The sequence below is a fragment of the Mycobacterium sp. NGS17 genome, from assembly GCF_059813205.1.
Genome location: NZ_JCALED010000005.1, coordinates 389,920 through 413,823, shown reverse-complemented (window position 1 = coordinate 413,823; position 23,904 = coordinate 389,920). Strand labels below are relative to the sequence as shown.

Below are 23,904 nucleotides of genomic sequence, written 5' to 3'. Positions count from 1 at the left end.
CAAGCTAGGGGCATGCCCACTCATCGAGCCGTTCATGTCCCATCCGCAGGTGCAGCTTTGGAGCTGGTCGACGCCGAAACCACACCGCCGGGGCGCGACGAGGTACGCCTGACGGTCACCGCCTGCGGCATCTGCGGCACCGACGCGCACTTCGTCAACGGCGGGTTCCCCGGGATATCGTGGCCGCTGACTCCGGGACATGAAATCGCCGGCAGAATCGCCGAAATCGGCGACGGCGTACAGGGTTTCGCGGTCGGTGACCGCGTCGCGGTCGGCTGGTTCGGCGGATGCTGCTACCACTGCGACCAATGCCGTAAGGGCCTGTTCATCCACTGCGAGAACGGCAAGGTGCCGAGTTGGCAGTATCCCGGCGGCTACGCGGAGTCGGCGACCGTGCCGGTGAGCGCCCTGGCCCGAATCCCGGACGAGCTCTCCGACGCCGAAGCCGCCCCGATGGGTTGTGCGGGCGTGACTACCTATAACGCCTTGAGGCACACCAAGGCGCTGCCCGGCGATCGCGTCGCGATTCTCGGTGTCGGCGGACTGGGCCATCTCGGAGTGCAATTCGCGCGGGCGATGGGATTCGAGACGATCGCGATCAATCGCGGCACCGGTAAGGCTGACGATGCCCGGAAATTGGGCGCCCATCACTACATCGACTCCACGGCCAACGACCCCGCCGAGGCGCTGAAGGATCTTGGCGGCGCGACGGTTGTCCTGGCCACCGCGGGCAACTCGAAGGCGATGGCGGCCACGGTCGGCGGCATACTCCCCCAGGGTGAACTGGTCACCATCGGCGTCACGCCGGAGCCGCTGCCGATCAGCCCGGTTCAGCTGATCACGCCGGGCGTCAGCATCGTCGGCCATCCCTCCGGGACGGCGAAGGAAGTCGAAGACACAATGCAATTCGCGGTCCTGTCCGGCGTGCGGGCGTGGATCGAGGAATTGCCGTTGGAGCAAGCCGCGGAGGGCTACGCGGCCCTCGAAGAGGGCCGGGCGCACTATCGCACCGTTTTGACTATGTGACGGCCCGTGACTTTAGACAAAGACGCCGTGTGGACGATCGGCCCGGCTGACGGTGAATTGTTGCTGCACACCGGTGTTGCCGGCAGGGCCGCTCGCATGGGCCATCGTCTCACCATCGCGATGACAACCTGGCGGGCCACTGTCCGCTGGGCCGAGTCTCGACCCGTCAGCGCGGAGCTTACGGTCGAGACCGATTCACTCGAAGTGCTGCGCGGAGACGGCGGTGTCAAGGGCCTGTCCGGGGCCGAGAAGGCGCTGGCGCGGTCCAACGCCCTGAAGTCGTTGTCGGCCAGCCGATTCCCGCAGATTCGCTATGTCGCAGACGCCATCGAGAAGACCGACGACGGCTACCGCCTCACCGGCGCGCTGCACATCGGGGGAAAGTCGCGCGACCACGTAATCGAGCTGTGCACAGAAGATCTCGAGGACTCGTGGCGAATGTCGGCAGAATCCACCATCCGCCAATCCGACTACGGTATCAAGCCCTACTCGCTGCTGATGGGTTCCGTCCAGGTCGCGGACGAGGTGTCGTTGACCTTCTGCGCGGTTCGCGCCCAAGGCGATGAGCACAACCGCCCGAGCAGTCGCGGCGGATCAGGGCTGCGAGTCGGTCGCGGCGCGAGGGGCTGAATCAACCGCCGCATCGCCGGTGTCGCCGGGTATGTGCTCCAGCACCCTGGTCAAGTAGGGCTGCCTGCTCCCGCCTTCCAACTGTCGTGCGCCATCGGTCCCGGGTTGATCTTCCGGAGCCGGCTCCGACACCGGTTGCCCCGCAGGAGGCTTGGCCGCAGGAGCCACCTTGGGCTGTGGGGCCGCCGGAAGCGGCGCGACGGCGGGCGCCGCCTCGACGATTTGCGGTGGGGGCGAATGCGTCAGGTGCGTGGGCGGTGCGGCCGCGCTGGCCGGGCCGACGTGGATCCCCACCGCCAGCGATACGGACCCGACGAAGGTGATGGCACCGGCCGCCAGCGCGGTGACGGCTCCGGCGTAGGACAACTGGCGTTTCTGAATGGGCGCTGGAACGAGTTCGCCGAGGTGCTCCACCAGCTGGTCGTCGGTGAATTCGGTGCTACGCGCCGCGGACAGCGCCGCTCCGCGCGCGATGGTCACCTGTGCCATCGATTGCACGAAAACTGGTACCGGCAAAGTTCTTTCGAGTTGCCAGGAGAGCCCGTCGATGTCGTCGTCGGAGCCGACCACGACAACACCCCCCGGCCGCCAGCCGTTGCGGTCGAACATGCCGGTCAGCCAGCGGGACAGACCGTCGAAGCCGCCGCGCACCTGCTTGGTCGCAATCTGGGCTTCCCCGTCGTGCGTGTCGACCATGACGACGGTTGCCCAGCCATCGTCGAGAACGCAGACCGCCGTCTGCTCATAGCCGATGACGGGCCCGATGGCCTGAGCCAACGTCTCGATGGCCTCCAGAAACCGGATCGGCACGACGTTGTCGAATCCCGCGTCGGTCAACGCCTCCAACACGAGCGCCGCCTGGGCGGATGCTTCGTCGTTCCACGTCACTCCGATGACCCGCAGGCGGTGATCGCTCGCGGCCGCCGCCGATTCGACCCGCGACACCTCTGCCACTACCTGCTCGGCGGTACCCGCGGCGTGCAGGCCGGCAGCTGCGTGCACCGCCAGCTCCCGGTGATCCAGGATGGTGCCGTCCGCGCCATGTCCTTCAGCGAGGACCCAGCCAACGGTGGATCGCGTCACTGACAGGCCAAGAACCGTGTCCAAATCTATGCCCCAATCGGTCCCGCGTCTCCGATGCCCTCAGCCACACCGACGCGCACCATGAAGCCGCAGGTGCGGTGATTCGTGAGGGCCGGAACAGACCCGGGATAGCGTGGTCTTCATCGGCTTGCTTCGAGAGAGCCTACGCGGTCGGCGAAAGTCCGGCCGCCCCGGTCAGGCCCCGCCCGGGAATCGCCAGATGAACGAGGCGGCGCCGCTCACCACGGCTGGTCCGCCGCTCCCGGACGGTCGGAGCGGCGACCGAGCCGTCGTAGCCCAGGCGCCGATTTCGGCGGTGGTCCCTCGACCACGCAAGCCATAATCGCGATTTATCGGGCGAGAAAATAATTGCGGGCCCAGTCTGGGGGTTTGCCTTACGTGGCGAATCGGATGGGCACCGCGCCCTCGTGGCGCCCAAGGGGGGTCCTGCCTGGCCTTTTCGCACCCCACGGATTGGGTTGTCGCGGAGTGGGTATGCCTCGCCTGTCGCCGCCCTGCCGTGCCGGGTGGCGAAATTATGAAGCGAAAAGCGATGCCAAAAGGAGACGCGTTCGCGTCCTAATCGACATTTGACGGACTCACACGGTAAATTCCTGTGAGATCACGATCACACTGACCACAGCGACAAGGGGCAGGTATGACAGTTCTGAGCGAGAAGATCCGGGCCTGGAGGCGCCGGCTTTTGGTCGGCACAGCGGCGGCAGCCACGCTGCCGGGCCTGATCGGTCTTGCCGGCGGTGCCCCGACGGCGAATGCGTTTTCGCGGCCGGGTCTGCCCGTCGAATACCTGCAGGTGCCGTCCGCCGGCATGGGCCGCAACATCAAGGTCCAGTTCCAGAGCGGCGGCAGCGGATCTCCCGCGGTGTACTTGCTGGACGGTCTGCGGGCTCAAGATGACTACAACGGCTGGGACATCAACACCCCGGCGTTCGAGTGGTACTACCAGTCGGGCCTGTCGGTCGTCATGCCGGTCGGTGGCCAATCCAGCTTCTACAGCGACTGGTACAACCAGGCCTGCGGTAAGGCCGGCTGCCAGACGTACAAATGGGAGACCTTCCTCACCAGCGAGCTGCCGCAGTACCTGCAGTCCAACAAGAGTGTGAAGCCCAACGGAAGCGCCGCGGTCGGCATCTCGATGGCCGGTTCCTCGGCGATGATCCTTGCCGCCTACCACCCCGCGCAGTTCATCTACGCCGGCTCGCTGTCTGCCCTGCTGGACCCGTCGCAGGGAATGGGGCCGAGCCTGATCGGCCTGGCGATGGGCGACGCGGGTGGCTATAAGGCCAACGACATGTGGGGGCCGTCGAGCGACCCGGCGTGGGCGCGCAACGACCCGAGCATCCAGATCCCGAAGCTGGTCGGCAACAACACCCGGCTCTGGGTGTACTGCGGCAATGGCACGCCGTCCGAGCTCGGTGGGGCGAACATGCCGGCCGAATTCCTGGAGAACTTCGTGCGCAGCAGCAACCTGAAGTTCCGGGACGCCTACAACGGCGCCGGCGGGCACAACGCGGTGTTCAACTTCGACGCCAACGGCACCCACAGCTGGGAGTACTGGGGAGCGCAGCTCAACGCGATGAAGCCCGACCTGCAGGGCGCCCTCGGCGCCACTCAGGGCGGCGGCGGATAAGCAGCGCCTCGCACGTTCGGTCACTACTGCGCCTGACGACTCCGTCAGGCGCAGTAGTGCGTCCAGGGGCGATCGTTCGGCGACAACGATGGCTGTGGAGACATCTCGTCGGGGCGCTCTGGCCGGCGCGAGGCCACGGACGCGCCAGAATTGTCGTCATGCACCGCTGGGTCCCGTCGTTAGCCATGGTCTCCTGTGTCGTGGTCGGCGGCCTGGCGGTGCTCGTGGCGCCGGCTCGGGCCGACTCCACTAGTCCGCTAACCGCTTTGGTCGACGCCGCCGCCCAGCGGCTGCAGGTTGCGGAGCCGGTCGCTGCCTACAAATGGACCAAGCACGGCGCCGTTGACGACCCGGCCCGAGTGCAGCAGGAGCTGACGAAGCTGGGCGACGAAGCCGTCGCCGGACAGGTCGACCGCGACTACGTCGTCCGGGTGTTCGGTGACCAGATCAATGCCACTGAGGCCATCGAATACAGCCGGTTCGCGAATTGGAAGCTGAATCCGGCGGGCGCTCCGGGTGATTCGCCGGAGCTGTCGGCGTCGCGATCAACGATCGACACCCTGAACCAGACGATGCTGACTCAGATTTTCAGCAATTGGGGCCTGCTGCACTCGCCGGACTGTGGCGCGCAGCTCGACGCCGCGAGGGGCGGCGTCGCCCAAGGTCGGCAGCTCGACGACCTCTACCGGCAGGCCCTGTTATCAGCGACGCAGTCCTATTGCCAGCAATAGCTTAATTTTTCCTCACCAATTTCTAACGGTCCCATTGTGGCCGTCAAAAAGGCGATTTCCGCAGATAGATGGCATATCTCGCGCCATTTTCGAATAGGTAACGCTTTGGCTACACGTGCCGAAATCCCGGGCATGAGAAATCTCTGCAAGCCTCTCGTTAAGGCCGTAATGGTCGGCGGGTTCGTTGCAGCGTCGATGACCTCGTCCACAGGTGTGGCGAACGCGGCCCCGACCCCCAACTGGGACGCGATCGCGCAATGCGAATCCGGTGGCAACTGGCACGCCAACACCGGCAACGGCGAATACGGTGGACTGCAATTCAAACCGGGCACCTGGGCCCAGTACGGTGGCGTCGGCAACCCCGCGGCCGCATCCAGGGAGCAGCAAATCGCTGTGGCCAACCGGGTTTTCGCCGAAGAGGGAGTGGAGCCCTGGCCAAAGTGTGGCGCCAACTCGGGCCTGCCGATCGGTTGGTACTCGCACCCCGCCCAGGGCATCAAGCAGATCATCAATGGGCTGATCCAGGCGGCCGTCCCGCGTTGATGAAACGCGACTGCGGTCTATGACCCAGCGCCGGGCTGTGTTTGGATCAGCCCATGGAAGGTTCGGCGACTGTTCACATGGCGGCTCCTGCGGCCAAGATCTGGGATTTGATCGCAGACGTCCGCAACACGGGGAAATTCTCCCCGGAAGTATTCGAAGCCGAGTGGCTCGGTGATTCGACCGGCCCGGCCCTCGGCGCGAAATTCCGCGGTCACGTCAAGCGCAACGAGATGGGGCCGGTGTACTGGACGACATGCAAGGTCACCGCTTGTGAACCTGGGCGCGAATTCGGCTTTGCGGTGCTCCTCGGTGACCGCGCGGTCAACAACTGGCATTACCGGTTGGCGCCCAGCGGAAGTGGGACCGACGTCACCGAGTCGTTTCGGCTCAACCCGGCACCGTGGCTCGGCGTGTACTGGCTGTTCGGCGGTTTTCTGCGCAAGCGCCGCAACATCCGCGACATGACCAAGACGCTCAACCGCATCAAAGACGTGGTCGAGGCGGGCTGACGCTCGTGAAATCGGTCTTCATCACCGGTGCGGGCAGTGGCATGGGTCGCGAGGGCGCAAAGCTGTTTCACGGCAAGGGATGGCGTGTCGGCGCCGTCGACCGCAACGATGCCGGCCTGGCGACGCTGAACGACGAACTCGGCGGCGACCGACTGTGGACCCGCGCCGTCGATGTGACGGACAAGGCGGCCCTCGACCGCGCCCTGGCCGATTTCTGCGCCGGCAACGCCGGCGGCGGGCTCGACATGATGTGGAACAACGCCGGGATCGGCGAGTCCGGCTGGTTCGAAGACGTGCCGTATGAGGCCGCGATGCGCGTCGTCGACATCAACTTCAAGGCGGTATTGACCGGCGCATACGCGTCACTGCCGTACCTCAAGAAGACCCCCGGCAGTCTCATGTTCTCGACGTCGTCGTCCTCGGGCACGTATGGCATGCCCCGCTTGGCCGTCTACTCGTCCACCAAGCACGCGGTCAAGGGTCTGACCGAAGCGCTGAGCGTGGAGTGGCAGCGGCACGGGGTGCGCGTCGCCGACGTGCTCCCCGGTCTGATCGACACCGCCATCCTCACGACGACGACCAACCACTCCGACGACGGCGGCGCGCCGATGACGGCTGAGCAACTGCGGGCCACCGCACCCAAGAAGGGCATGTTCCGGTTGATGCCGGCAGCCAGCGTGGCCGAGACGGCGTGGCAGGCCTACCACAATCAGAAGCGGTTGCACTGGTATGTACCGAGGAGCATCCGCCTGATTGACTTGTTCAAGGGTCTGAGTCCGGAATTCGTGCGACGCAGCATCGTCAAGTCCCTACCGGCCCTCGTGCCGAAGCGGCAGTAAGGAGGTCGGCTGATGCACAACCGTTTGCCCGCAGTCGCTGTGGCCCTGGCGGCTGTCGTCGTCAGCGCCGCCGGGTGCGGCTCGTCGCAGACGACGCCTCGCCGGGCCGCCCGCCTGACCATCGACGGCGCGACTCATACGACGCGGCCCCCGGCGTGCAGTCAGGATCAGATGTATCGCACCATCGACATCCCCGACCACGACGGCGGCGTCGAGGCGGTGGTGCTGCTCAGTGGTTACCGGGCGATGCCGCAGTGGGTGAAGATTCGCAACGTCGACGGCTTCACCGGCAGCTTCTGGCAAGGGGGCGTGGGAGACGCGCATGCTGACCTCGCCAACGACGCTTACACCATCACGGGCAGCGCGTATGGCATCAACAGCGGCAACCCCAACAAAGTGGTGACCACCGACTTCAAAATCGTCGCGCAGTGCTGATTCGAGAAGTGACGGGGGCCCAGACGCGAAACCGCAGCCGGGCGAGGGACGGCCAGTGAAGGAAAGAGTGCACTGGTTCGCGATGCACGGCTTCATCCGCGGCGCCGCATCGCTCGGGGCGCGCAGGGGCGACGTACAGGCCAGACTGATCGCCGATCCGGCGGTCGCCGCCGACCCGGTGCGGTACTACGACCAGGTCCGCGCCCAGGGCAGGCTGGTGAAGGGCCGCGTCGCCTATTTGACGGCCGATCACGCGCTCGCCCATGAACTGCTGCGGTCCGATGACTTCCGGGTGCTGATCTTCGGATCGAATCTGCCGGCGCCGTTGCGATGGCTGGAACGCCGCACCCGCGACGATGCGCTACACCCGCTGCGTGCACCGTCGCTGCTGGCCGTCGAGCCGCCCGACCACACCCGCTACCGCAAGACCGTGTCGGCGGTGTTCACCCCGAGGGCCGTTGCCGCGCTGCGAGATCGCGTAGAGCGGACCGCCGCCGAGCTGCTGGATCGACTGGCCGGCGAGTCGGGTGTGGTGGACATCGTCGAGCGGTACTGCTCGCAACTTCCGGTTTCGATCATCAGCGACATCCTCGGCGTGCCCGAGGCGGAGCGACCGCGCGTCCTTGAATTCGGTGAACTGGCCGCCCCGAGCCTGGACATCGGATTGCCTTGGCGGCAGTACCGCCGAGTGCAGGAAGGGATCTGCGGCTTCAGCTCCTGGCTCGACGAGCATCTGCGGCAGTTGCGGGTGGAACCCAGCGACAATCTGATGAGCCAACTGATTCAGATTTCCGAAAGTGGTTCTGCCGAAACATATCTCAATGACAAGGAGCTGCAGGCGATCGCCGGGCTGGTGTTGGCCGCCGGTTTCGAGACCACGGTCAATCTGCTGGGCAACGGGATTCGCATGCTGTTGGACACCCCCCAGCACCTCGACACCCTGAGACGGCGCCCCGAGCTGTGGCCCAACGCCGTCGAGGAGATCCTGCGGCTGGAATCGCCGGTGCAGCTGACCGCGCGGATCGCGCTCAATGACGTCGAGATAGCCGGTCGGCGATTACAGCGTGGCAACCTGGTGCTGGTGTATCTGGCCGCCGCCAACCGGGATCCGGCCGTGTTCCCCGACCCGCATCGCTTCGACATCGAAAGGCAAAACGCCGGAAGGCATCTCGCCTTCTCCGGCGGCCGGCACTTCTGCCTCGGCGCGGCCCTTGCCCGCGCCGAGGGCGAAGTCGGATTGCGGACATTTTTCGACCGCTTCCCCGAGGTGCGCGCGGCGGGCGCCGGGAGCAGGCGCGAAACCCGCGTGTTGCGCGGATGGTCGTCGTTGCCGGTGAACCTGGGGCCGGCCCGTTCGATGGCCGCGGTGGACGGTTGAAGCGTCGCGCGGTGCTGTAGCACGTGCTTTGGTACGCGGGCGAGCATGACCCGAGTGGTTGACACCGGGGCTGTGACAGAGTTTATTTGCCGCTATGACAGAGGTATCTATGATCGCGGTCGAGGATGTGGTCCGTGGGCTGTGGCAGGCGCTTTCGCGGCGAGATTGGGAGGCGATCAAGACCTTCCTGTCCGACGACTGCCTCTATGTCGACATGCCGGTCCCCGCGTTGGCGGCCCGTGGTCCGGACGACATCGTCAAACGCCTCAAGATGGGGCTCGAGCAGTTGGCCGGCTACGAGAACCACACCGGCGTGCTGGTGTCGAACGGCTCCGATGTGCTCTACGAGCACTCCGAGACGTGGACCTTCGCCACCGGCGAACAGGGAGTGCTGCGCTTCGTGACGGTCCACAAGGTCGTGGACGGCAAAGTGACTGTCTGGAAAGACTATTGGGACATGAACAGTTTGGTTGCCTTCGCTCCCCCGAACCACTTCGAGGGCCTGGCCGCTGGCGATGTCAGCTGGGTCTTCGACGCTTCGGCCCTGGTCTGACGATCCCTGTTCAGGCTACGACTCGGCCAATTTCCGGAGGCGTTTCAACGTATCCGCCAGGGTGCGTCCCACCTGACGCACGGCGATCCGGTCGGCGATGTAGCCGAGTATTCCGCCGGGAGCCTGATACGACAGCCGGAACGTCACCTTCGTGCAGCCGTCGCCTCTGTCGCGCAACCGCATCCGCCCGCGCAGCGTAACCCCGGTGATGCCCACCCAGGCGAGATCGCGGCCTTCGTCGAACTCGACCACCTCGATCAGGCCACCCACCGGCACGGAGCCGATCTTCCAGTGCACGGTGTAGCGCGCGCCGACACCGGCGGGAATCTCGTTCGACGACTCCCATCGCTCGAGGTTCGTCATGAACGAGGGGTAGCAATCCGGGTCGCTGACGATTTTCCAGACCGCGTCGCGGTCGGCGTTGATGATGCAGCGGCGTTCGACGCGCATCAGCCGATCACCGGGAATCGTCGTTCGGCGGCCAGCCGGTCGACGCCACCCTGCAGGGAGGCCATCACCTTGTCGTGCACCGCTTGATCGTCGCCGTCGACCTCGATCGGGTCCTGGACCTCGATCACGATCTTGGTGGGCAACGGAATGTGGCCCGCCAGATCGCTGATGTTGATGCCCCAAGGCAGCGCCAGTGATATCGGGATGCTCTTGAGCCGGAGCAACTTGTCCGCCATCAGCAGCTTGGCCAGCCACTGCCCCCGGTTGAGGAACAGCGCGCTTTCCTGGCCGCCCACACTGGCGACGGGGACGATCGGCACGCCGGTTTCGCGGGCCAACCGTACGTAGCCCATGCGGCCGCCGAAGTCGACCTTGTGGCGTTCCCACGTGGGGCGAAAGACCTCGTAGTCGCCGCCGGGGTAGACCAGCAGGGCAGCCCCGGATTCCAGTGCGAGGCGGGCGTTTTCGGGATTGGCCGCGACGGTTCCGAATTTGCGCAGCGAGCCGAGCGGTGGCGCGGAGACGACGAGGTCGTGCGCCAACTGGTAGAAGGGCCTCTCGACGCCGAAGTAGGAGCAAAAAGCGAGCGTGAAGACGAACGTGTCGGGCGGCACGTTGCCGCCGCTGTGGTTGCCGACCAGCAACACCGGGCCCTCGGCCGGGATCCGATGCAGGCTGCGCACGTCGGCCCTGAAGTACAGCGACGCCAGCAACCAGGTACCCGGCAGCTGGTCGCGGATGTAATCCGGATCCCGCTGATCGAGGTCGGCTTTGGGCACCCACGACACCACCTTGTCGCGGGCCCAGCCGAAGACGCCCTTCGCGGTCGCCATGACCGGAGGTGTACCCCGGGGCAACCGGGGGTCAAACGCGGTAGATGCGCGTGGCGTTCTGCCGGGCGATGAGATCGACCACCCGCATGGCGTCCGCCTCGCTCCAATCACCGCGGTCCACAAATTCCCGCAGCACGCGGTCAATGCCCCTGCGCCACAAGATCGCGCCGAGGAAATGCAGCTCCGGCGGACCGAATCCGTCCGACGAATACAGGATCTTGGAGAACGGCGCCATCTCCAGCAGACGCGCGAGGAACGCGGGTGACCGCGCCCCGAGGTGGTTCACGCTCAACCCGCCGTCGAGATAGACGTTGTGGAACGCCTGCGCCAGGTAGCCCGCCTCACGCTCGTAGGGATAGCAGTGCAGCAGCACGATCGGGACGTCCGCCGCGTGTCGTAGAAAGTCAACCAGGAGAAGAGGATTCGCGTTGGACAGCTCGGAATCGCGGTCGCCGAACCCGACGTGGAATTGCAGCGGCTTGCCCAGCCGCAGCGCCTGGTGCAGTCCGAACCGCAAGAGGATCCGATCCCGCAACCGAGCACCGCCGCGATCGCGCCACCGGCTGGCCGCATCGGCGACCTCCGTCGCCGATGGCTCACTGAGATCGCCGCCGAATCCGCCGCGGTAGGCCAGGATCGATTTGGTCCCGACCGCGCCGTCCGCACGCCGGCGCAGGATCTCCTCGAAGGCCGCCGCATAGTCACCCGGCGATTGCGCGGCCTGCTCGGCTACCTCTTCGAGGCGAACGATCTCGTGCGCGTGGTTGCCGGACAGCTCGGCCATGCTGGCCACCCCGGCGACCTCGTCGCTGCCGATTCCGGTGTCCACCAGCCAGTCGCTCACCCCGGCGACCGGTAAGAACAGGCGGGCCAGTCCGTCCTCGCTGAATTGGCTCCGGCGCTCCCAATAGGTGTGCGGATCACTGTGTTTGGGCAGCCCCAGAACCGGGGCGCAATGAGCCCGCACCGCGAACCCGAGCTGTGAGTCGAAACCCGGATACCTGATGGGCTCGGTGTCGGCCTCGTTGAGCGCGTTCTCGAATCGAGACCGGTCTCCCAGCGTCAGCCAGCAGCCGTGGACATGCTGGTCGATCAGCGCAACTTCGTCGATGTGTCGGGTCAGAGTGTCGGAGACCATAACCGGCGCGTCACAGGCTCCAGGCCATGCGGAACTTGTCCGCAAGCTGCTCGGGCCCCAGGTCGCCGTAGCGCTCCTGCTCCATGCGCCGGACCGCGACCACCATGTCGACCACCGGATCGCCCAGGATGCGGCGCATCGCTTCCGAGCCGTCGAGTGCCGCAATGGCTTCGGCCTGCGAGTCGGTCAGGCGCGCGATGCCGTCTTGCTCGCGGTCGGAATCGGAAAGTTGGGCCGGGTCGACGGTGATCTCGGGCGGAAGTGCCAACTGGCATTTGATCCCATCGAGGGCCAGGCCGAGGATGGCCGCCGACGCCAGGTACGGGTTCGCCGACGGGTCGACGATCTTCACCTCGACATTGCCGCCCCGGGGACTTCCCGGTCCGCCGGTGACGAATCGCACCGCGGCCTCGCGATTTTCGGTGCCCCAGCACGCATAGGCGCCGGCCCAGTTGCCGGGCCGCATCCGCAAGGCGGAGACGATCGACCCGCACAGCACGCCGTGGGCCTCCGGCAGGCCGCGAACGACGCCCGCTATCGCGCTCTCCCCCGTCGTCGTCATGCCCCGGGATTCGGGGCCGTCGGAGAACAACGGCACGTCGGACGCCGATAGCGAAAAGTGTTGGTGCGCCCCGGATCCGACGCCGTCGGCGAAGGGTGCGGGTGACAGGCTGATGCGCAGCCCATGGCGACGGGCCGCGCGGCCGATGATGAGCCGCATCAGTATCAGCTGATCGGCGGCGGCAACCGGGGGCTGTGGGGACAGCGAGATCTCGAACTGGTTGGCGCCGTACTCCGGGTGAAACTGTTCGATCGAAATGCCGGCTCCCGTGGCCGATCCGATCACGTCCCGCACGAACTCCTCGTGCTCGAGCACACCGGCCAGGCCGTATTGCGCCCACAAGGTCGACGGGAGCCGCTCGCCGTTCGGTCCAACCAGGAGGAATTCGATTTCGTGCCCGATCGAGGCCTCGACGCCGGCTTCGGTGAGCGCGGCCTCGATGCGACGCAACGTTCCCCGGCCACACGTGGGAACGGGGGTGCCGTCCTGTTCGAAAAACGCGGCGGGCGCCCAGGCCAGACCGTCACCGACGATGCGTAACGCGGACAAGTCGATACGGAGGCGCTGGTCCCCCACCACGCCGACGTCGGGGGTGAAGGCGATGCCGGTCTGATCGATGGCGAACGCGTGCCAGGACGGGCTGGCCCCCAGCCCCGGATCCGCGAATGTGTTCGTACGCCGAATCGGAACGGTCTTGGCCAGGGTCAGCCCGGCGGGATTCACCACCGTGCCGATGACCGTGTCGACGCCCTCGGCCTCCAGCTGGGCAATGGCCGCGGCGGCGAGCGGTGTGCCGGTCATGCGAGCCATTCTCCCAATCCCGGACCGCTCCGGCACGGCAAACGGCGTCAGCGGTGTCGCTCAGTTCTGCCGGGCGACGAGTTCGGTGACGAACCGATCCAAAAAGCCATCCACCGGCGCTTTGCCCACCGGCCGGATGACGAACTTCGTCAATCCCGCCTCGATGTAGGCGTCGAGTTGCCGGTGCAGCTGATCCCACCCGGCGGCGATCAGTTCGCCGGGGTCTCGGTCCGGGCGGCGCCGGCGCACCGCCGCGGCCAATTCCGCGGGCAATACTCCGTCCTCCGCAACGGCCAATGAGATGCCGAAGTGGTCGGGGTCGATGCTGCGCCCTGCTTGCGCCGCCGCCCGCTCGATCGCTTCTCGCCCGTCCCGCGCCTCCGCCGGGGTAAGGAAGCTGCCCAGCCAGCCGTCGCCCAGCGCGCCGATGCGCCGAAACGCCGCCTCCGCCGATCCGCCAACCCAAATGTCCAGCGGCGGTGTCGGTCTCGGGGCAACGGCAACATCGGTGACGCTGAAATACCGGCCGGCGAACGTCGCCGACTCCTCGACGAGTGCCGCTCGCAGCAACCGCAGCGACTCGTCGAACACCGCCGCGCGCTCGCCGTCGGGGACCACGAAGACTTCGCGTTCGGCCGGTATGGCCGAGCGGAGACCGAAGACGGGGAGGACCCGCTTCGGCGCGACCGCCGCCAGGGACGCCAATTGCTTTGCCACCAGCACCGGGTGCCGGCCCGGCAGCACCGCCACCGACGTCCCCACCTTCAACCGGGTCGTCCGCGCGAGTGCATACGCCATGCCGACCACCGGATCGACCGCCGGGGAATACACCAGCTCGGAAAACCACAGCGAGTCCGCCCCGGCGGCCTCGAGGTGATCGACGATGGCCGCCAGCTGATCCGGGGCGGTGTCGGCGCCGAGCCCAACGCCGAATCGAATCTTCACGGCTTCACCCTCCATGCCCGTCGTTGCGTTCGTATCGCAACACGGCGGCGGCGCCGTTTGTGCCCGCGAACGTGGGCGACTATGCGCGGCTGGGGATGGTGAGCTTGCAGGCCTGGCCGATGTCGAGGGTCCGCAGCACTCGGCCCATGCCGACCCACAGCGCGCAGGACAGGGCGAGGTCAGCTAGCAACTCATCGGAGAAGTGTTCGGCGCAACGGCTCCAGAAGTCTTCGTCGTCGCGGAGCGCCGTGTGGTCGGTGGCGAAGCGGTCCGCGAATTCGGCGGCCAGCCGCTCCTGTTCGCTGTACCCGGGCCAGGTGCGCCACTCGGGGGCGTGGTCGTAGAGCTCCTCGTCGACGCCTGCGGCGGGTCCGTCCTCGTCTCGGGTGTTGACGCAGACGACGCATTCGTTGCGGTGGGCGATCACGGCGCGGGCAAGTTCGCGCGTGCGCAACGGCAACCGGTTCTTGGTGTAGACCGCCTGGCTGAAGCCGCCGAGCGCGCCGCCGATGTCCGGAGACTTCGCAAACCAGCCGGCCAGGTCGTCGTCAGCAAATGTTCCGATTCGGCTCATGGCGTGATGGTACGCCCGGGTCGGACCTAGGGGCGGGGATGTCGGCGAATGGGTATGGACACCGGTTAGTGAGCGGCCGCCGGGATCGCCATCGTCGGTTGTTCATCCTGCCAATCACGTTGCGCCAGAAGACGATGCGCAACGCGGTCCAGCGCCGCTTCCACGGCGCGGCGGTCCGGGCGACCTTGGAAGTCGGGCGACCGGGACAGCTTGTCGACCAGCCAGGCCAACAGCAGCGAGTGCACGTAGGCGACTTGTTGCCCCCCGGCCGGCGTGAGCCAGATCTGCTCGCCGTCGCGCTGCGCATAACCCGCGGAGACCAAGTGCGCGAAGGTCGGCTCGAGAACCTCGAACGGTACCCGTAGGTAGTCCGCCATATCGGTGACCCGGGCGGTGCCGTACATCTGTGTGTAGCGGTTGATTCGCAGGACTCCCCAGAGCCCGGCGACGTCGAGTCGGCAATCGGGTCGCATCGCGATGCTGCGCAATCGCATGCCGGGAACGCCACGCATCGTCCGTGCGATCGCATTCTCCAGCATCTGGTCCGGTGTCTCGCTGGTCGGCATCCCGAACGCGTCGCCGAGATCGACTGTGCTGTCGTGGAATTCCCGAAGAGGGACCTGTTTGAGGAACAACGCCAGCACGAAACCCACCAGCGCTACCGGAACCGCCCATCCGAACACGTGGGTGAGCGACTCGGCGTAGGCGGCGACGATCGGGGCGGCCGCCTCGTGTGGCAGCCGGTGCAACGCCTCCGGCGACGCGGCGGCCGCGGCGGGCGCGCGGCTTGCCGCCATCGCCGGGCCGATCCGGCTGTGCAGAAAGTTGGTGAACAGCGAACCGAAGATGGCCGCTCCGAACGAGCTGCCGATCGTGCGGAAGAAGGTGACGCCGGAGGTCGCGACGCCGAGATCGTCGAAGCTCGAGGTGTTCTGCACGATCAGGACCAGGGTCTGCATGCACATCCCGATCCCGGCGCCGAGGATGACGAGGAACAACGACTGGACCAAAGTGGATGTCGACGGGTCCATGCGCGACATCAGAAAGAACGCCACCGCCATGACGGCGGTGCCGGCGACGGGAAAGACCTTGTATCTGCCCGTGCGGCCGACGATGACACCGCTGCCCATCGAGGTCGTCAGCATCCCGATCACCATCGGCAAAGTGCGCAGGCCCGACGTGGTGGCCGAGACACCGTCGACGAACTGCATGTACGTCGGCAGGAACGTCAGGGCGCCCAGCATCGCGAACCCGACCACGAAAGACAGCACACAGCAGACGGTGAACACCGAACTCCCGAACAACCGGATCGGCAGGATCGGCTCGGGGGCGCGGCTCTCCACCCAGGCGAAGACGCACAACGCGATGACCGAACCGACGAACAGGCCGATGATCGTGGGCGATCCCCACGGATAGGTGGTCCCGCCCCAACTGGTGGCCAGCGTCAGGCCGGTCGCGCCCAGGCCGACGAACACGATTCCGGTGTAGTCGATGACCGGTTTGGTCCGGTTGGTCAGCGCCGGTATGGCGGCGGCGGCCACGAAGAAGACCACGACGGAGATCGGCACGTTGATCCAGAACGCCCACCGCCAGGTGAAGTGGTCGGTGAAGTAGCCGCCGAGCAGCGGACCGATCACGGTGGTGACGCCGAACACCGCTCCCATCGCCCCTTGGTAGCGGCCGCGGTCCCGCAGCGGGATCACCTCGCCGATGAGGGCCATGGCGGTCACCATGAGCCCGCCGCCGCCGACGCCCTGCAGCGCCCGCGACGCAACGAGCATGCCCATCGAACTGGAGAGGCCGCACAGCACCGATCCGGTGACGAAGAACACGACCGCCGACTGAAACACCCGCTTGCGGCCGAAGAGGTCACCGAACTTGCCGACGAGGGCGGTGATGATGGTCGAGGCGAGGAGGTAACTGGTGACGACCCACGATTGATGGCCTGCGCCACCGAGATTGGCGACGATAGTCGGCAACGCGGTCGCCACGATCGTCTGGTCCAGTGCGGCCATCAGCATGCCCAGCAGGATCGCCACGAAGATGAAGTTGCGACGCTGCGGGTCGACCGCGACATTGCCGGGCTGCGAATCCGGAGCGTGGCCGGCCGGAGCCGCTGTTGGTGTCGCCCTCGTCATGCCTGCCTTCCCACGGCGTTCGATGGTAATGAGTGCCCACGGTCAACCGGTGGCAACCAAAACCCCGCGGGGCGGCGCCCGAGAGTCAGCTGGGTGGCCGCGACACGCACTGCGCCGAGTACAACTCCACGCCCAACTTGTCCATCAACTCCAGCTGGGTCTCGAGGTAGTCGATGTGCTTTTCCTCGTCGGCCACGATGTCCTCGAAAAGGTTCGCCGTGGTGGAGTCCTGCTTTTCCCGGCACAGGATGATGGCCGGCTTGAGCCGCTCCATCACCTCGTATTCGATGGCCAGGTCGGCCTCGAACTGCTCGCGTAGCGTCTGGCCGATGCGCAGTGAGAACAGCCGCTGGTAGTTCGGTAAGCCGTCGAGCAACAGGATGCGGTCGGTGATCGCCTCGGCGTGGCGCATCTCGTCGAAAGACTCGGCCCGGGTGTGCTCAGCTAACTCGGTGAACCCCCAGTTGTCCTGCATCTTGGAGTGCAGGAAGTATTGGTTGATCGCGGTGAGCTCGCTGGTCAACTGTTCGTTGAGCAGACGCAAAACTTCCGGATCCCCTTGCATTGTCACTCCTACGGTGTGAGCGGCTGTCGTGTGTGGCCGCGGCGGGTGCGCTGGGCTGTCGCGCACAAACCCGGGCGCTAGCAGCACTTTGCCACGGCCCCTGGGAATGTTCCAGCAAGGTTTGGCTGCACTCAGTGACGTGCCGGTTGAAGTAAGTCGCGCCTTGGTTAGGTTAGACTGGGCTTACGAACTTAGGTTAGACTCCACTAATAAGCGGCACGCGTATTCGGCCTCATCACCATGGTGCTCGATGCCTCGGCGTCGGGGACGAATCGCAGACGCTCGACCGAACGACGAAGGGGACGCGGACGTGCAGGAGGTGCGCTGATGTACGTGTGCCTCTGTGTTGGGGCCACCAACCAGACCGTGTGCGACGCCGTCGCTCAGGGCGCATCGACCTCCAAAGAGATAGCCGCCGCATGTGGGGCCGGCGGTGACTGCGGCCGCTGCCGGCGCACGCTGCGTGCCATCCTGGCCGACGCGGCCAGATTGCAAACGGCGCAGTCGGTTTAGGCGCCGCCTCAGCGTTTGTTGAAGTCGGCCAGGGCCGCCGCATTGGCTTGCGCACCCATGAGTTCGGCGAAGTGCGCGTTTTCCCGACCGGTGGCCGCCACGATCTCCGGGCGGACCGGTTCCATCATCGTGTGCTTGACGGCCATCAGGCTCGAAATCGGCCGGGAGGCAAGGATTTCGGCGTGCCGGCGGGCCTGGGCCAACAGCTCGTCGGGCTCGCAGACACGCCACACGAGGCCCATGCGCAACGCCTCGTCGGCGCCGACCCATTCCGACGACATCAGCAGCCAGGCCGCGTTCTGCCGGCCGACCAGCTGGGGCAACAGATATGACGAAGCCGCTTCGGGCGCCACGCCCAGGCTGGTGAACGGGCACTTCAGGCGCGCGGTCGACGACATGAACGCCAGATCGGCGTAGCCGAGGATGGTGGCGCCGATCCCGACGCCCACGCCGTTCACCGCGCAGATCAGCGGCTTGGGAAACGCGCTGAGCGCGTTGATCAGTCCGATGAAGCCGTGCTTACCGGGCGTGAAGCCGGGATCGACGATGCGAGCCTGCATCTCGGCCAGGTCGGTGCCGGCGCTGAAGCCACGACCCGCGCCGGTCAGCAGCACGACGGCGACCTCGGGGTCTTCGGCGGCGGCGAGCAGCGCCTCGGCGGTGGCGTCGTAGAGGGCTTCGTTGAACGCGTTGAGCGCCTCGGGCCGGTTCAGCGTGAGGGTGCGCACCCGGTTCTCGTCATCGATCTGCAGCGTCACGCCAGCAGCCTAGTGGGGATCGCAAGCGCGGCGCAGCCGGGCGCAGCGGGTCACCACGCCAGCAGCCCCGAGGCTAGCCGTTGCTGTAGACCCGGGTTGGGGCGATCAGCACGACGGCGCGCCCCTCGGACGCCATCACCCGGTCGTACTCGTCCCAGTCGTCGTGGCTGCCGCCCGCGGCGGTGAACACATCGCGGAGCAGCAACCGCAGCTGATCCGCTCCCGTCAGCCAGGGCTGGCGATCGTCGGGGCCGATTAGTTCGGCGCGGCCCTCGACGGTCGCCCACTGCCATCCGTTGCGGAAAGTCACGGCCAGCTGCGGCCGGGCGCGCAGGTTGGCCAGCTTGACCTTGCCGTAGGTGGTGAAGCCGAGGACTTGCTCGCCGGTCGACGGGTGCGCCAGCAGGCCCACGTTGACCAGCGAAGCCTGCACCGTCCCGTCGGCGCGAACGGTGGAGATCACCGCCAGCCCGCTTTCCCCCTTGGCCAGGGTCACTGCCTCGTCGAGTGATGTCATGATCGGACCTCAATCCCGGAACGGTGTCGCGAATACGTAGCGGCTGGTCGGCACGGTGTCGATGTTCTCGTTGGCACCGAATGCCGTTGTGCTGGCGACCATTCGGCCCAATCGGTCCTGCAGGTCGTCATCATCGACGGCTCCGAAGAAAGCCTTGAGGTCGGTGATGGCCTCCGGTGGGAACAACTCCTCGACGATGCCCGCGATTCCCGGTGCATCGGGGGTAAGCGCCCGCACCACCCAATTCTGGGTGTAGCCGAACGTCGACTGCGTTTCGATGGCCACCGACGTGTGATCACGCTGCCAACGGTGCAGCCAGGTCGCCTCGTCCATGCCGTCAGGACGGCGCAGCAGCGCGATGTTGGCCAAACCTGGTGTGCGAGTGCCGGGTTCGGATGGTGGAGCGACCATCGGGACCGACTCGGTCACCAGGTACGCGGCCAGCTGCTCACATTCCTGGCCGAGAAATTTGAGTGCCGCTGTCGTCTGGTCGCCGTAGCACTGCTGGGTCCACATGCTCACCACCGCTGCCACGGGCGGCTTCAAGGTCGTCAGTGTCATCAGCGAATGACGCACGGTGCTGTCACGAACGTTCATTTGCAGCCCGGCGACGCCCAGTTGCAGCAGCGCATCGGCGACGTGTCCGCGTTGCCGGGCGCACCACGCGTCGTCCGGCTCGGGACGCCTGAGCACTGCGATGACCTTCTCCATACGCAGAACCTACAGGCGATCGCCTACTTCACCATCCGCACTTGATGCTGGCTGCTGATCAGTTCGCCGATGAGCCCGGCCAGCCGGCGGTAGGACTCGTCGCGCCCGCTCGACGAGCGGAAAACCAAACCGATCCGCCGGCCGGGGCGAGGCGCCGCGAACTGCGCGAGGCCCAGGCGGCTTCGGGACGCCTCGACCGGCACCGCGCTCTGGGGAATGAGCGTCACGCCCAGGCCGCCGGTCACACATTGCACCGCGGTCGCCAGCGACGCGGCCCGGGTATTGGCCAGTTCCGCTCGTACGCCCGCCTTGTGGCAGACGTCGAGCGCCTGATCACGCAGGCAGTGGCCCTCGTCCAGCAGCAGCAGCGGCAGGTCGGCCAGGGCGGTGGCCGGCACCCGGCGCTTACCTGCCAGCGGATGGCCCGGCGGCAGGGCTAGTACGAAATCCTCGTCGTAGATCGGGATAGCGGTCAGGCCGGCACCCTCGGCAGGCAGGGCGATGAGGGCCGCGTCCAACGCGCCCTCCCGCAAGACCGCCAACAGCCGTTCGGTTTGGTCTTCGGTCACCCGCAGCGTCAGCTCCGGCAGTTGCTCGGCAACACCGGCCAGCACCGTCGGCAGCACGTAGGGGGCCACGGTGGGTATCAGGCCCAGGCGCATGTCTGCCCTCAGCGGGTCCGACGAACCCGCCGCCGCTGCGCTGAACGCGTCCGCCGCCTCGACGACGGCCTGGGCGCGTGGCAGCAGCTGCCTGCCCTCCGGTGTCAAGAAGACACGCCGGGTAGAGCGCTCAACCAGCTGGGTGCCCAACCCGGCTTCCAGTGCCGCCAGCGCCTGCGACAGCGTCGACTGGCTAAGACCGAGAGCCGTTGCCGCACTGCTGAATTGCCGCTTCTCGGCGACCGCGACGAATGCGCGTAGGCCGGCGATCGTGGGTTGATAACTCTTATCGGACATACCTATAACTCTAGTGGGAAATATCACCTTTACTTCAATTAGCGTACCCGGCACTATTGGGAAGGAAAGCTAATCTTGATTAAATCCAGACAAGGAGCGATATGCCTCTGCTGACCATCGGCGACCAGTTCCCCGCCTACGAGCTCACTGCGTTGATCGCGGGCGATCTGTCCAAGGTCGACGCCAAGCAGCCTGGGGACTACTTCACCACCATCACCAGCGAGGACCACGCCGGCAAGTGGCGCGTGGTGTTCTTCTGGCCGAAGGACTTCACGTTCGTGTGCCCGACCGAGATCGCCGCGTTCGGCAAGCTCAACGACGAATTCGAGGACCGCGACGCGCAGGTGCTCGGCGTATCGATCGACAGCGAGTTCGTGCACTTCAACTGGCGTGCGCAGCACGAGGACCTGAAGAAGCTGCCCTTCCCCATGCTCTCGGACATCAAGCGGGAGCTGAGCTTGGGCACCGGCGTGCTGAACGCCGACGGCGTGGCGGACCGGGCGACCTTCCTCGTCGACCCGAACAATGAGATCCAGTTCGTCTCGGTCACCGCGGGCTCCGTGGGCCGCAACGTCGAAGAAGTGCTGCGGGTGCTGGACGCACTGCAGTCCGACGAGCTGTGCGCCTGCAACTGGCGCAAGGGTGACCCGACGCTGGACGCCACCGAGCTGCTCAAGCAGTCGGCTTAAGTCGGGCCCGGACGGGTACAAGGCCTGATTAGGAGGCGAGATGAGCGTCGACAACCTCAAAGAAGCGCTACCGGAGTACGCCAAGGATCTCAAGCTCAACCTGGGCTCGATAACCCGCACGACCGAGCTCAATGAGGAGCAGCTGTGGGGCACGCTGCTGGCCAGCGCCGCGGCGACCCGAAACACCCAGGTGCTCACCGAGATCGGGGCCGAGGCGGCCGACATCCTGTCCGCGGAGGCATACAACGCGGCGCTGGGAGCCGCGTCGATCATGGGCATGAACAACGTGTTCTACCGTGGCCGCGGCTTCCTGGACGGCAAGTACGACGACCTGCGCGCGGGATTGCGGATGAACATCATCGCCAATCCCGGCGTGGAGAAGGTCAACTTCGAACTGTGGTCGTTCGCCGTGTCGTCGATCAACGGCTGCCCGGATTGCGTGGCCGCTCACGAGCACACGCTGCGCGAGGCCGGTGTCAGCCGGGAAACGATCCAGGAGGCGTTGAAGGCCGCGGCGATCATTTCCGGTGTGGCACAAGCGATCGTCACCGCCCAAACGCTGGCAGCGGTCGGCTGACCGCGCCGTCGTGACCGCCGTGACCGAGCCCGCCTGGGTCCAGCACGCGATCTGGTGGCAGATCTACCCCCTGGGGTTCGTGGGAGCATTCCCCACGCCGCAGTCAAACGAGCCGCCGCAACCGGAGCAACACCGGTTGCGGCGGCTCGTCGACTGGTTGGACCACGCCATCGAACTCGGCGCATCGGGCATTGCGCTCGGTCCCATCTTCGCCTCGCGCACACACGGTTACGACACCACCGACCACTACCGCATCGATCCCCGACTGGGTGATGACACCGACTTCGACCACCTGGTCGCCGAGGCGCATCGCCGCGGGCTGCGCGTGCTTCTCGACGGCGTGTTCAATCACGTCGGGCAGGATTTCGCGCGCTACCGGCAGGCTGCCGACGACGACGGCGCCGCGCGCTGGTTTCGCGGACGTCCCGGCCGTTTCCACACCTTCGAAGGCCACTCCGGGCTGATCACCCTCAACCACGACAACCCCGACGTCGCCGACTACACCGTCGACGTGATGGCGCACTGGCTGGGGCGCGGCGCCGACGGTTGGCGTCTCGATGCCGCTTACGCGGTGCCACAACACTTCTGGGCCGCAACGCTGCCGCGGGTGCGCGAGCGCTACCCGGACGCATGGTTCGTCGGCGAACTCATTCACGGCGACTACGCCGCTTACGTCCGGGCCGCCACCTTCGACTCGGCCACGCAATACGAGCTGTGGAAGGCGATCTGGAGCAGCCTCAACGACGGCAACTTCTTCGAACTCGACTGGGCGATGCAGCGCCACAACGATTTCCTGACCGCCTTCTCACCGCTGACGTTCATCGGCAACCACGACGTCACGCGCATCGCCAGCCGGCTGGACACACCCGAACACGTGGCCCACGCGCTGGTGCTGTTGCTGACCATCGGCGGGGTGCCCAGCGTGTATGCCGGCGACGAACTCGGGTTTGCCGGGGTCAAGGAAGAACGGTACGGCGGTGACGACGCGGTACGGCCCGAGTTCGGTTCTCCCCCACTGCAACTGGATGAATTCGGGGTCAAGACCTGGCGGTTGCACCAGTATCTGGTCGGGCTGCGGCGCCGCTACCCCTGGCTGCACGCGGCAGCTACCACGGCACGGCTGCTGAAAAACCGGCAGTACGTGTACGAGGCGCGCAACGGTGACGATGCGCTGCTGGTGGTGCTCAATATCGACGACGAGCCGCTGCGCGTCTCGCTACCGGAGCTCGGCACGCGGCGCGCACAGGTGATCGGCGGATCGGCGGCCCCGCCGCCCGACGTCGTCGACTCCGTCGAGGTCGAGGCGCGGGGCTGGCGGATCCTGAGCCCCACCTAGGGCGGGATTCATTGCGCCGCCTACGGCGCGCCCAGCCGTTCCAGCGTCAGCCGGTCTTGGTGGCCGTCGTAATACTTGTCGAGCACCGCGACGAAGTCCTGGTTGTCCTCGGTGGCGTGGGCGAACAGCGTCATCGACGAGCGCAGTTTGAGATCGTCCGGCGAGCCGAAAATCTGGCCGATCGATCGCCCCTGCACCGCGGTGACCAGCCGAGAACACTCGTGCAACCGCGGCCCCAGCAACTCATGGCGCAGGTAGGCGCCGGCTTCGTCGAGCGAGGCGATGCCAAACCGGGCCGCCATGGCGCTGCCGCCCAGCCCGCGCAACTGGGGGAAGACGAACCACATCCAGTGACTGCGTTTGCGTCCGGCGCGCAGCTCGTCAACGACATCGCCGTACACCGGCTCCTGGGCGTCCACGAAGCGTTTGAGATCGAAGGGGTCGCCTGCCGATGCCATTT

Annotated in this window: 28 protein-coding genes; 14 read left to right on the top strand and 14 right to left on the bottom strand. The window is 66.4% G+C overall.

Going from position 1 to position 23,904, the window contains the following annotated elements; translation table 11 throughout:
- Positions 1–12 precede the first annotated feature (12 nt).
- Together AC5Y7E_RS14265 and AC5Y7E_RS14260 are read left to right on the top strand one after the other, a co-directional pair.
- Positions 13–1,026, top strand: coding sequence for an alcohol dehydrogenase (locus tag AC5Y7E_RS14265; RefSeq protein WP_499916495.1), 1,014 nt, complete (start codon positions 13–15; stop codon positions 1,024–1,026).
- Positions 1,027–1,032: 6 nt separating this feature from the next.
- The gene (locus AC5Y7E_RS14260) at positions 1,033–1,656 is read left to right on the top strand and encodes a YceI family protein (protein ID WP_499949487.1); all 624 of its coding nucleotides are present in this window, start codon (positions 1,033–1,035) and stop codon (positions 1,654–1,656) included.
- Here the strand turns inward: AC5Y7E_RS14260 and AC5Y7E_RS14255 are convergent.
- The gene (locus AC5Y7E_RS14255) at positions 1,621–2,763 is read right to left on the bottom strand and encodes a DUF7159 family protein (RefSeq protein ID WP_499916499.1); all 1,143 of its coding nucleotides are present in this window, start codon (positions 2,761–2,763) and stop codon (positions 1,621–1,623) included. The genes AC5Y7E_RS14260 and AC5Y7E_RS14255 overlap by 36 nt on opposite strands.
- Before the next feature lie 634 nt (positions 2,764–3,397).
- Here AC5Y7E_RS14255 and ag85B point away from each other — a divergent pair.
- From ag85B to AC5Y7E_RS14215, 8 genes are all read left to right on the top strand, one after another.
- Positions 3,398–4,390: a diacylglycerol acyltransferase/mycolyltransferase Ag85B gene (gene ag85B, locus AC5Y7E_RS14250; RefSeq protein WP_499916501.1), complete on the top strand. Its 993-nt coding sequence runs from the start codon at positions 3,398–3,400 to the stop codon at positions 4,388–4,390.
- Between the two features lie 158 nt (positions 4,391–4,548).
- A complete protein-coding gene (locus AC5Y7E_RS14245; protein WP_499916503.1) occupies positions 4,549–5,121 on the top strand; it encodes a chorismate mutase in 573 nt (190 codons plus the stop codon).
- A gap of 105 nt (positions 5,122–5,226) precedes the next feature.
- Complete coding sequence (rpfC, locus tag AC5Y7E_RS14240) at positions 5,227–5,664, top strand: resuscitation-promoting factor RpfC (protein ID WP_499916788.1); 438 nt, start codon at positions 5,227–5,229, stop codon at positions 5,662–5,664.
- A gap of 35 nt (positions 5,665–5,699) precedes the next feature.
- The gene (locus AC5Y7E_RS14235; RefSeq protein ID WP_499916790.1) at positions 5,700–6,173 is read left to right on the top strand and encodes an SRPBCC family protein; all 474 of its coding nucleotides are present in this window, start codon (positions 5,700–5,702) and stop codon (positions 6,171–6,173) included.
- Positions 6,174–6,178: 5 nt separating this feature from the next.
- On the top strand, positions 6,179–7,012 hold the full coding sequence (locus AC5Y7E_RS14230) for an SDR family oxidoreductase (protein ID WP_499916505.1): 834 nt from the start codon (positions 6,179–6,181) through the stop codon (positions 7,010–7,012).
- A gap of 12 nt (positions 7,013–7,024) precedes the next feature.
- Positions 7,025–7,447, top strand: coding sequence for a lipoprotein LpqH (locus tag AC5Y7E_RS14225; RefSeq protein ID WP_499916507.1), 423 nt, complete (start codon positions 7,025–7,027; stop codon positions 7,445–7,447).
- Positions 7,448–7,502: 55 nt separating this feature from the next.
- Entirely contained in the window at positions 7,503–8,825 is a 1,323-nt protein-coding gene (locus AC5Y7E_RS14220) for a cytochrome P450 (RefSeq protein WP_499916509.1), read from the top strand.
- 109 nt (positions 8,826–8,934) lie between these two features.
- On the top strand, positions 8,935–9,378 hold the full coding sequence (locus tag AC5Y7E_RS14215) for a nuclear transport factor 2 family protein (protein WP_499916791.1): 444 nt from the start codon (positions 8,935–8,937) through the stop codon (positions 9,376–9,378).
- A gap of 15 nt (positions 9,379–9,393) precedes the next feature.
- On the opposite strand, the gene AC5Y7E_RS14210 is transcribed toward AC5Y7E_RS14215, so the two are convergent.
- The 8 genes from AC5Y7E_RS14210 to bfr form a co-directional block, all read right to left on the bottom strand.
- Positions 9,394–9,828, bottom strand: a complete 435-nt coding sequence (locus tag AC5Y7E_RS14210; protein WP_499916511.1) for an SRPBCC family protein — start codon at positions 9,826–9,828, stop codon at positions 9,394–9,396.
- Entirely contained in the window at positions 9,828–10,661 is an 834-nt protein-coding gene (locus tag AC5Y7E_RS14205; RefSeq protein WP_499916513.1) for a lysophospholipid acyltransferase family protein, read from the bottom strand. The genes AC5Y7E_RS14210 and AC5Y7E_RS14205 overlap by 1 nt, the downstream gene beginning before the upstream one ends.
- 31 nt (positions 10,662–10,692) lie before the next feature.
- Positions 10,693–11,799, bottom strand: coding sequence for an amidohydrolase family protein (locus AC5Y7E_RS14200; protein ID WP_499949486.1), 1,107 nt, complete (start codon positions 11,797–11,799; stop codon positions 10,693–10,695).
- 10 nt (positions 11,800–11,809) lie between these two features.
- The gene (locus AC5Y7E_RS14195) at positions 11,810–13,162 is read right to left on the bottom strand and encodes a type I glutamate--ammonia ligase (protein WP_499949485.1); all 1,353 of its coding nucleotides are present in this window, start codon (positions 13,160–13,162) and stop codon (positions 11,810–11,812) included.
- Between the two features lie 60 nt (positions 13,163–13,222).
- Positions 13,223–14,107, bottom strand: a complete 885-nt coding sequence (locus AC5Y7E_RS14190) for a TIGR03854 family LLM class F420-dependent oxidoreductase (protein WP_499916519.1) — start codon at positions 14,105–14,107, stop codon at positions 13,223–13,225.
- A 79-nt stretch (positions 14,108–14,186) separates the two neighbouring features.
- Positions 14,187–14,681: a carboxymuconolactone decarboxylase family protein gene (locus AC5Y7E_RS14185; RefSeq protein WP_499916521.1), complete on the bottom strand. Its 495-nt coding sequence runs from the start codon at positions 14,679–14,681 to the stop codon at positions 14,187–14,189.
- A 65-nt stretch (positions 14,682–14,746) separates the two neighbouring features.
- On the bottom strand, positions 14,747–16,819 hold the full coding sequence (locus tag AC5Y7E_RS14180) for an MDR family MFS transporter (RefSeq protein WP_499916523.1): 2,073 nt from the start codon (positions 16,817–16,819) through the stop codon (positions 14,747–14,749).
- An 85-nt stretch (positions 16,820–16,904) separates the two neighbouring features.
- On the bottom strand, positions 16,905–17,384 hold the full coding sequence (gene bfr / locus AC5Y7E_RS14175) for a bacterioferritin (RefSeq protein WP_067358580.1): 480 nt from the start codon (positions 17,382–17,384) through the stop codon (positions 16,905–16,907).
- A 327-nt stretch (positions 17,385–17,711) separates the two neighbouring features.
- Between bfr and AC5Y7E_RS14170 the strand changes: the two genes are divergently transcribed.
- Positions 17,712–17,897 carry a (2Fe-2S)-binding protein gene (locus tag AC5Y7E_RS14170; RefSeq protein ID WP_499916525.1) on the top strand — a complete coding sequence of 62 codons (186 nt, stop codon included), beginning with the start codon at positions 17,712–17,714 and terminating at the stop codon, positions 17,895–17,897.
- 8 nt (positions 17,898–17,905) lie between these two features.
- On the opposite strand, the gene AC5Y7E_RS14165 is transcribed toward AC5Y7E_RS14170, so the two are convergent.
- The 4 genes from AC5Y7E_RS14165 to AC5Y7E_RS14150 all read right to left on the bottom strand — a co-directional run bounded on the left by AC5Y7E_RS14165 (position 17,906) and on the right by AC5Y7E_RS14150 (position 20,842).
- On the bottom strand, positions 17,906–18,655 hold the full coding sequence (locus AC5Y7E_RS14165) for an enoyl-CoA hydratase/isomerase family protein (RefSeq protein ID WP_499916527.1): 750 nt from the start codon (positions 18,653–18,655) through the stop codon (positions 17,906–17,908).
- Between the two features lie 73 nt (positions 18,656–18,728).
- Positions 18,729–19,172 carry a PPOX class F420-dependent oxidoreductase gene (locus AC5Y7E_RS14160; RefSeq protein WP_499916529.1) on the bottom strand — a complete coding sequence of 148 codons (444 nt, stop codon included), beginning with the start codon at positions 19,170–19,172 and terminating at the stop codon, positions 18,729–18,731.
- Positions 19,173–19,181: 9 nt separating this feature from the next.
- Positions 19,182–19,883: an EthD domain-containing protein gene (locus AC5Y7E_RS14155; RefSeq protein WP_499916531.1), complete on the bottom strand. Its 702-nt coding sequence runs from the start codon at positions 19,881–19,883 to the stop codon at positions 19,182–19,184.
- Positions 19,884–19,906: 23 nt separating this feature from the next.
- Positions 19,907–20,842 (bottom strand): hydrogen peroxide-inducible genes activator, encoded by a 936-nt coding sequence (locus AC5Y7E_RS14150; protein WP_499916534.1) that lies wholly within the window; start codon positions 20,840–20,842, stop codon positions 19,907–19,909.
- 101 nt (positions 20,843–20,943) lie between these two features.
- Between AC5Y7E_RS14150 and AC5Y7E_RS14145 the strand changes: the two genes are divergently transcribed.
- From AC5Y7E_RS14145 to AC5Y7E_RS14135, 3 genes are read left to right on the top strand one after another with little or no spacing between them, the layout of a single operon-like run.
- Positions 20,944–21,531: a peroxiredoxin gene (locus AC5Y7E_RS14145; RefSeq protein WP_499916535.1), complete on the top strand. Its 588-nt coding sequence runs from the start codon at positions 20,944–20,946 to the stop codon at positions 21,529–21,531.
- Between the two features lie 40 nt (positions 21,532–21,571).
- Positions 21,572–22,108, top strand: a complete 537-nt coding sequence (locus AC5Y7E_RS14140; protein ID WP_499916537.1) for an alkyl hydroperoxide reductase — start codon at positions 21,572–21,574, stop codon at positions 22,106–22,108.
- A 19-nt stretch (positions 22,109–22,127) separates the two neighbouring features.
- The gene (locus AC5Y7E_RS14135) at positions 22,128–23,444 is read left to right on the top strand and encodes an alpha-amylase family protein (protein WP_499949519.1); all 1,317 of its coding nucleotides are present in this window, start codon (positions 22,128–22,130) and stop codon (positions 23,442–23,444) included.
- A 20-nt stretch (positions 23,445–23,464) separates the two neighbouring features.
- Here the strand turns inward: AC5Y7E_RS14135 and AC5Y7E_RS14130 are convergent, their stop codons facing one another.
- A complete protein-coding gene (locus AC5Y7E_RS14130) occupies positions 23,465–23,902 on the bottom strand; it encodes a DUF1810 domain-containing protein (protein ID WP_499916539.1) in 438 nt (145 codons plus the stop codon).
- Between the last annotated feature and the right edge of the window lie 2 nt (positions 23,903–23,904).

Excerpts from the sequence above, each read along its gene's own strand:
- AC5Y7E_RS14215 (WP_499916791.1), top strand. The coding sequence starts at position 8,935 with ATGATCGCGGTCGAGGATGTGGTCCGTGGGCTGTGGCAGGCGCTTTCG.
- AC5Y7E_RS14145 (WP_499916535.1), top strand. The coding sequence starts at position 20,944 with ATGCCTCTGCTGACCATCGGCGACCAGTTCCCCGCCTACGAGCTCACT.
- AC5Y7E_RS14185 (WP_499916521.1), bottom strand. The coding sequence starts at position 14,681 with ATGAGCCGAATCGGAACATTTGCTGACGACGACCTGGCCGGCTGGTTT.
- AC5Y7E_RS14130 (WP_499916539.1), bottom strand. The coding sequence starts at position 23,902 with ATGGCATCGGCAGGCGACCCCTTCGATCTCAAACGCTTCGTGGACGCC.
- AC5Y7E_RS14170 (WP_499916525.1), top strand. The coding sequence starts at position 17,712 with ATGTACGTGTGCCTCTGTGTTGGGGCCACCAACCAGACCGTGTGCGAC.
- bfr (WP_067358580.1), bottom strand. The coding sequence starts at position 17,384 with ATGCAAGGGGATCCGGAAGTTTTGCGTCTGCTCAACGAACAGTTGACC.
- AC5Y7E_RS14210 (WP_499916511.1), bottom strand. The coding sequence starts at position 9,828 with ATGCGCGTCGAACGCCGCTGCATCATCAACGCCGACCGCGACGCGGTC.
- AC5Y7E_RS14180 (WP_499916523.1), bottom strand. The coding sequence starts at position 16,819 with ATGACGAGGGCGACACCAACAGCGGCTCCGGCCGGCCACGCTCCGGAT.
- AC5Y7E_RS14140 (WP_499916537.1), top strand. The coding sequence starts at position 21,572 with ATGAGCGTCGACAACCTCAAAGAAGCGCTACCGGAGTACGCCAAGGAT.
- AC5Y7E_RS14245 (WP_499916503.1), top strand. The coding sequence starts at position 4,549 with ATGCACCGCTGGGTCCCGTCGTTAGCCATGGTCTCCTGTGTCGTGGTC.
- AC5Y7E_RS14155 (WP_499916531.1), bottom strand. The coding sequence starts at position 19,883 with ATGGAGAAGGTCATCGCAGTGCTCAGGCGTCCCGAGCCGGACGACGCG.
- AC5Y7E_RS14195 (WP_499949485.1), bottom strand. The coding sequence starts at position 13,162 with ATGACCGGCACACCGCTCGCCGCCGCGGCCATTGCCCAGCTGGAGGCC.
- AC5Y7E_RS14200 (WP_499949486.1), bottom strand. The coding sequence starts at position 11,799 with ATGGTCTCCGACACTCTGACCCGACACATCGACGAAGTTGCGCTGATC.
- AC5Y7E_RS14150 (WP_499916534.1), bottom strand. The coding sequence starts at position 20,842 with ATGTCCGATAAGAGTTATCAACCCACGATCGCCGGCCTACGCGCATTC.
- AC5Y7E_RS14265 (WP_499916495.1), top strand. The coding sequence starts at position 13 with ATGCCCACTCATCGAGCCGTTCATGTCCCATCCGCAGGTGCAGCTTTG.
- AC5Y7E_RS14225 (WP_499916507.1), top strand. The coding sequence starts at position 7,025 with ATGCACAACCGTTTGCCCGCAGTCGCTGTGGCCCTGGCGGCTGTCGTC.
- AC5Y7E_RS14160 (WP_499916529.1), bottom strand. The coding sequence starts at position 19,172 with ATGACATCACTCGACGAGGCAGTGACCCTGGCCAAGGGGGAAAGCGGG.
- AC5Y7E_RS14205 (WP_499916513.1), bottom strand. The coding sequence starts at position 10,661 with ATGGCGACCGCGAAGGGCGTCTTCGGCTGGGCCCGCGACAAGGTGGTG.
- ag85B (WP_499916501.1), top strand. The coding sequence starts at position 3,398 with ATGACAGTTCTGAGCGAGAAGATCCGGGCCTGGAGGCGCCGGCTTTTG.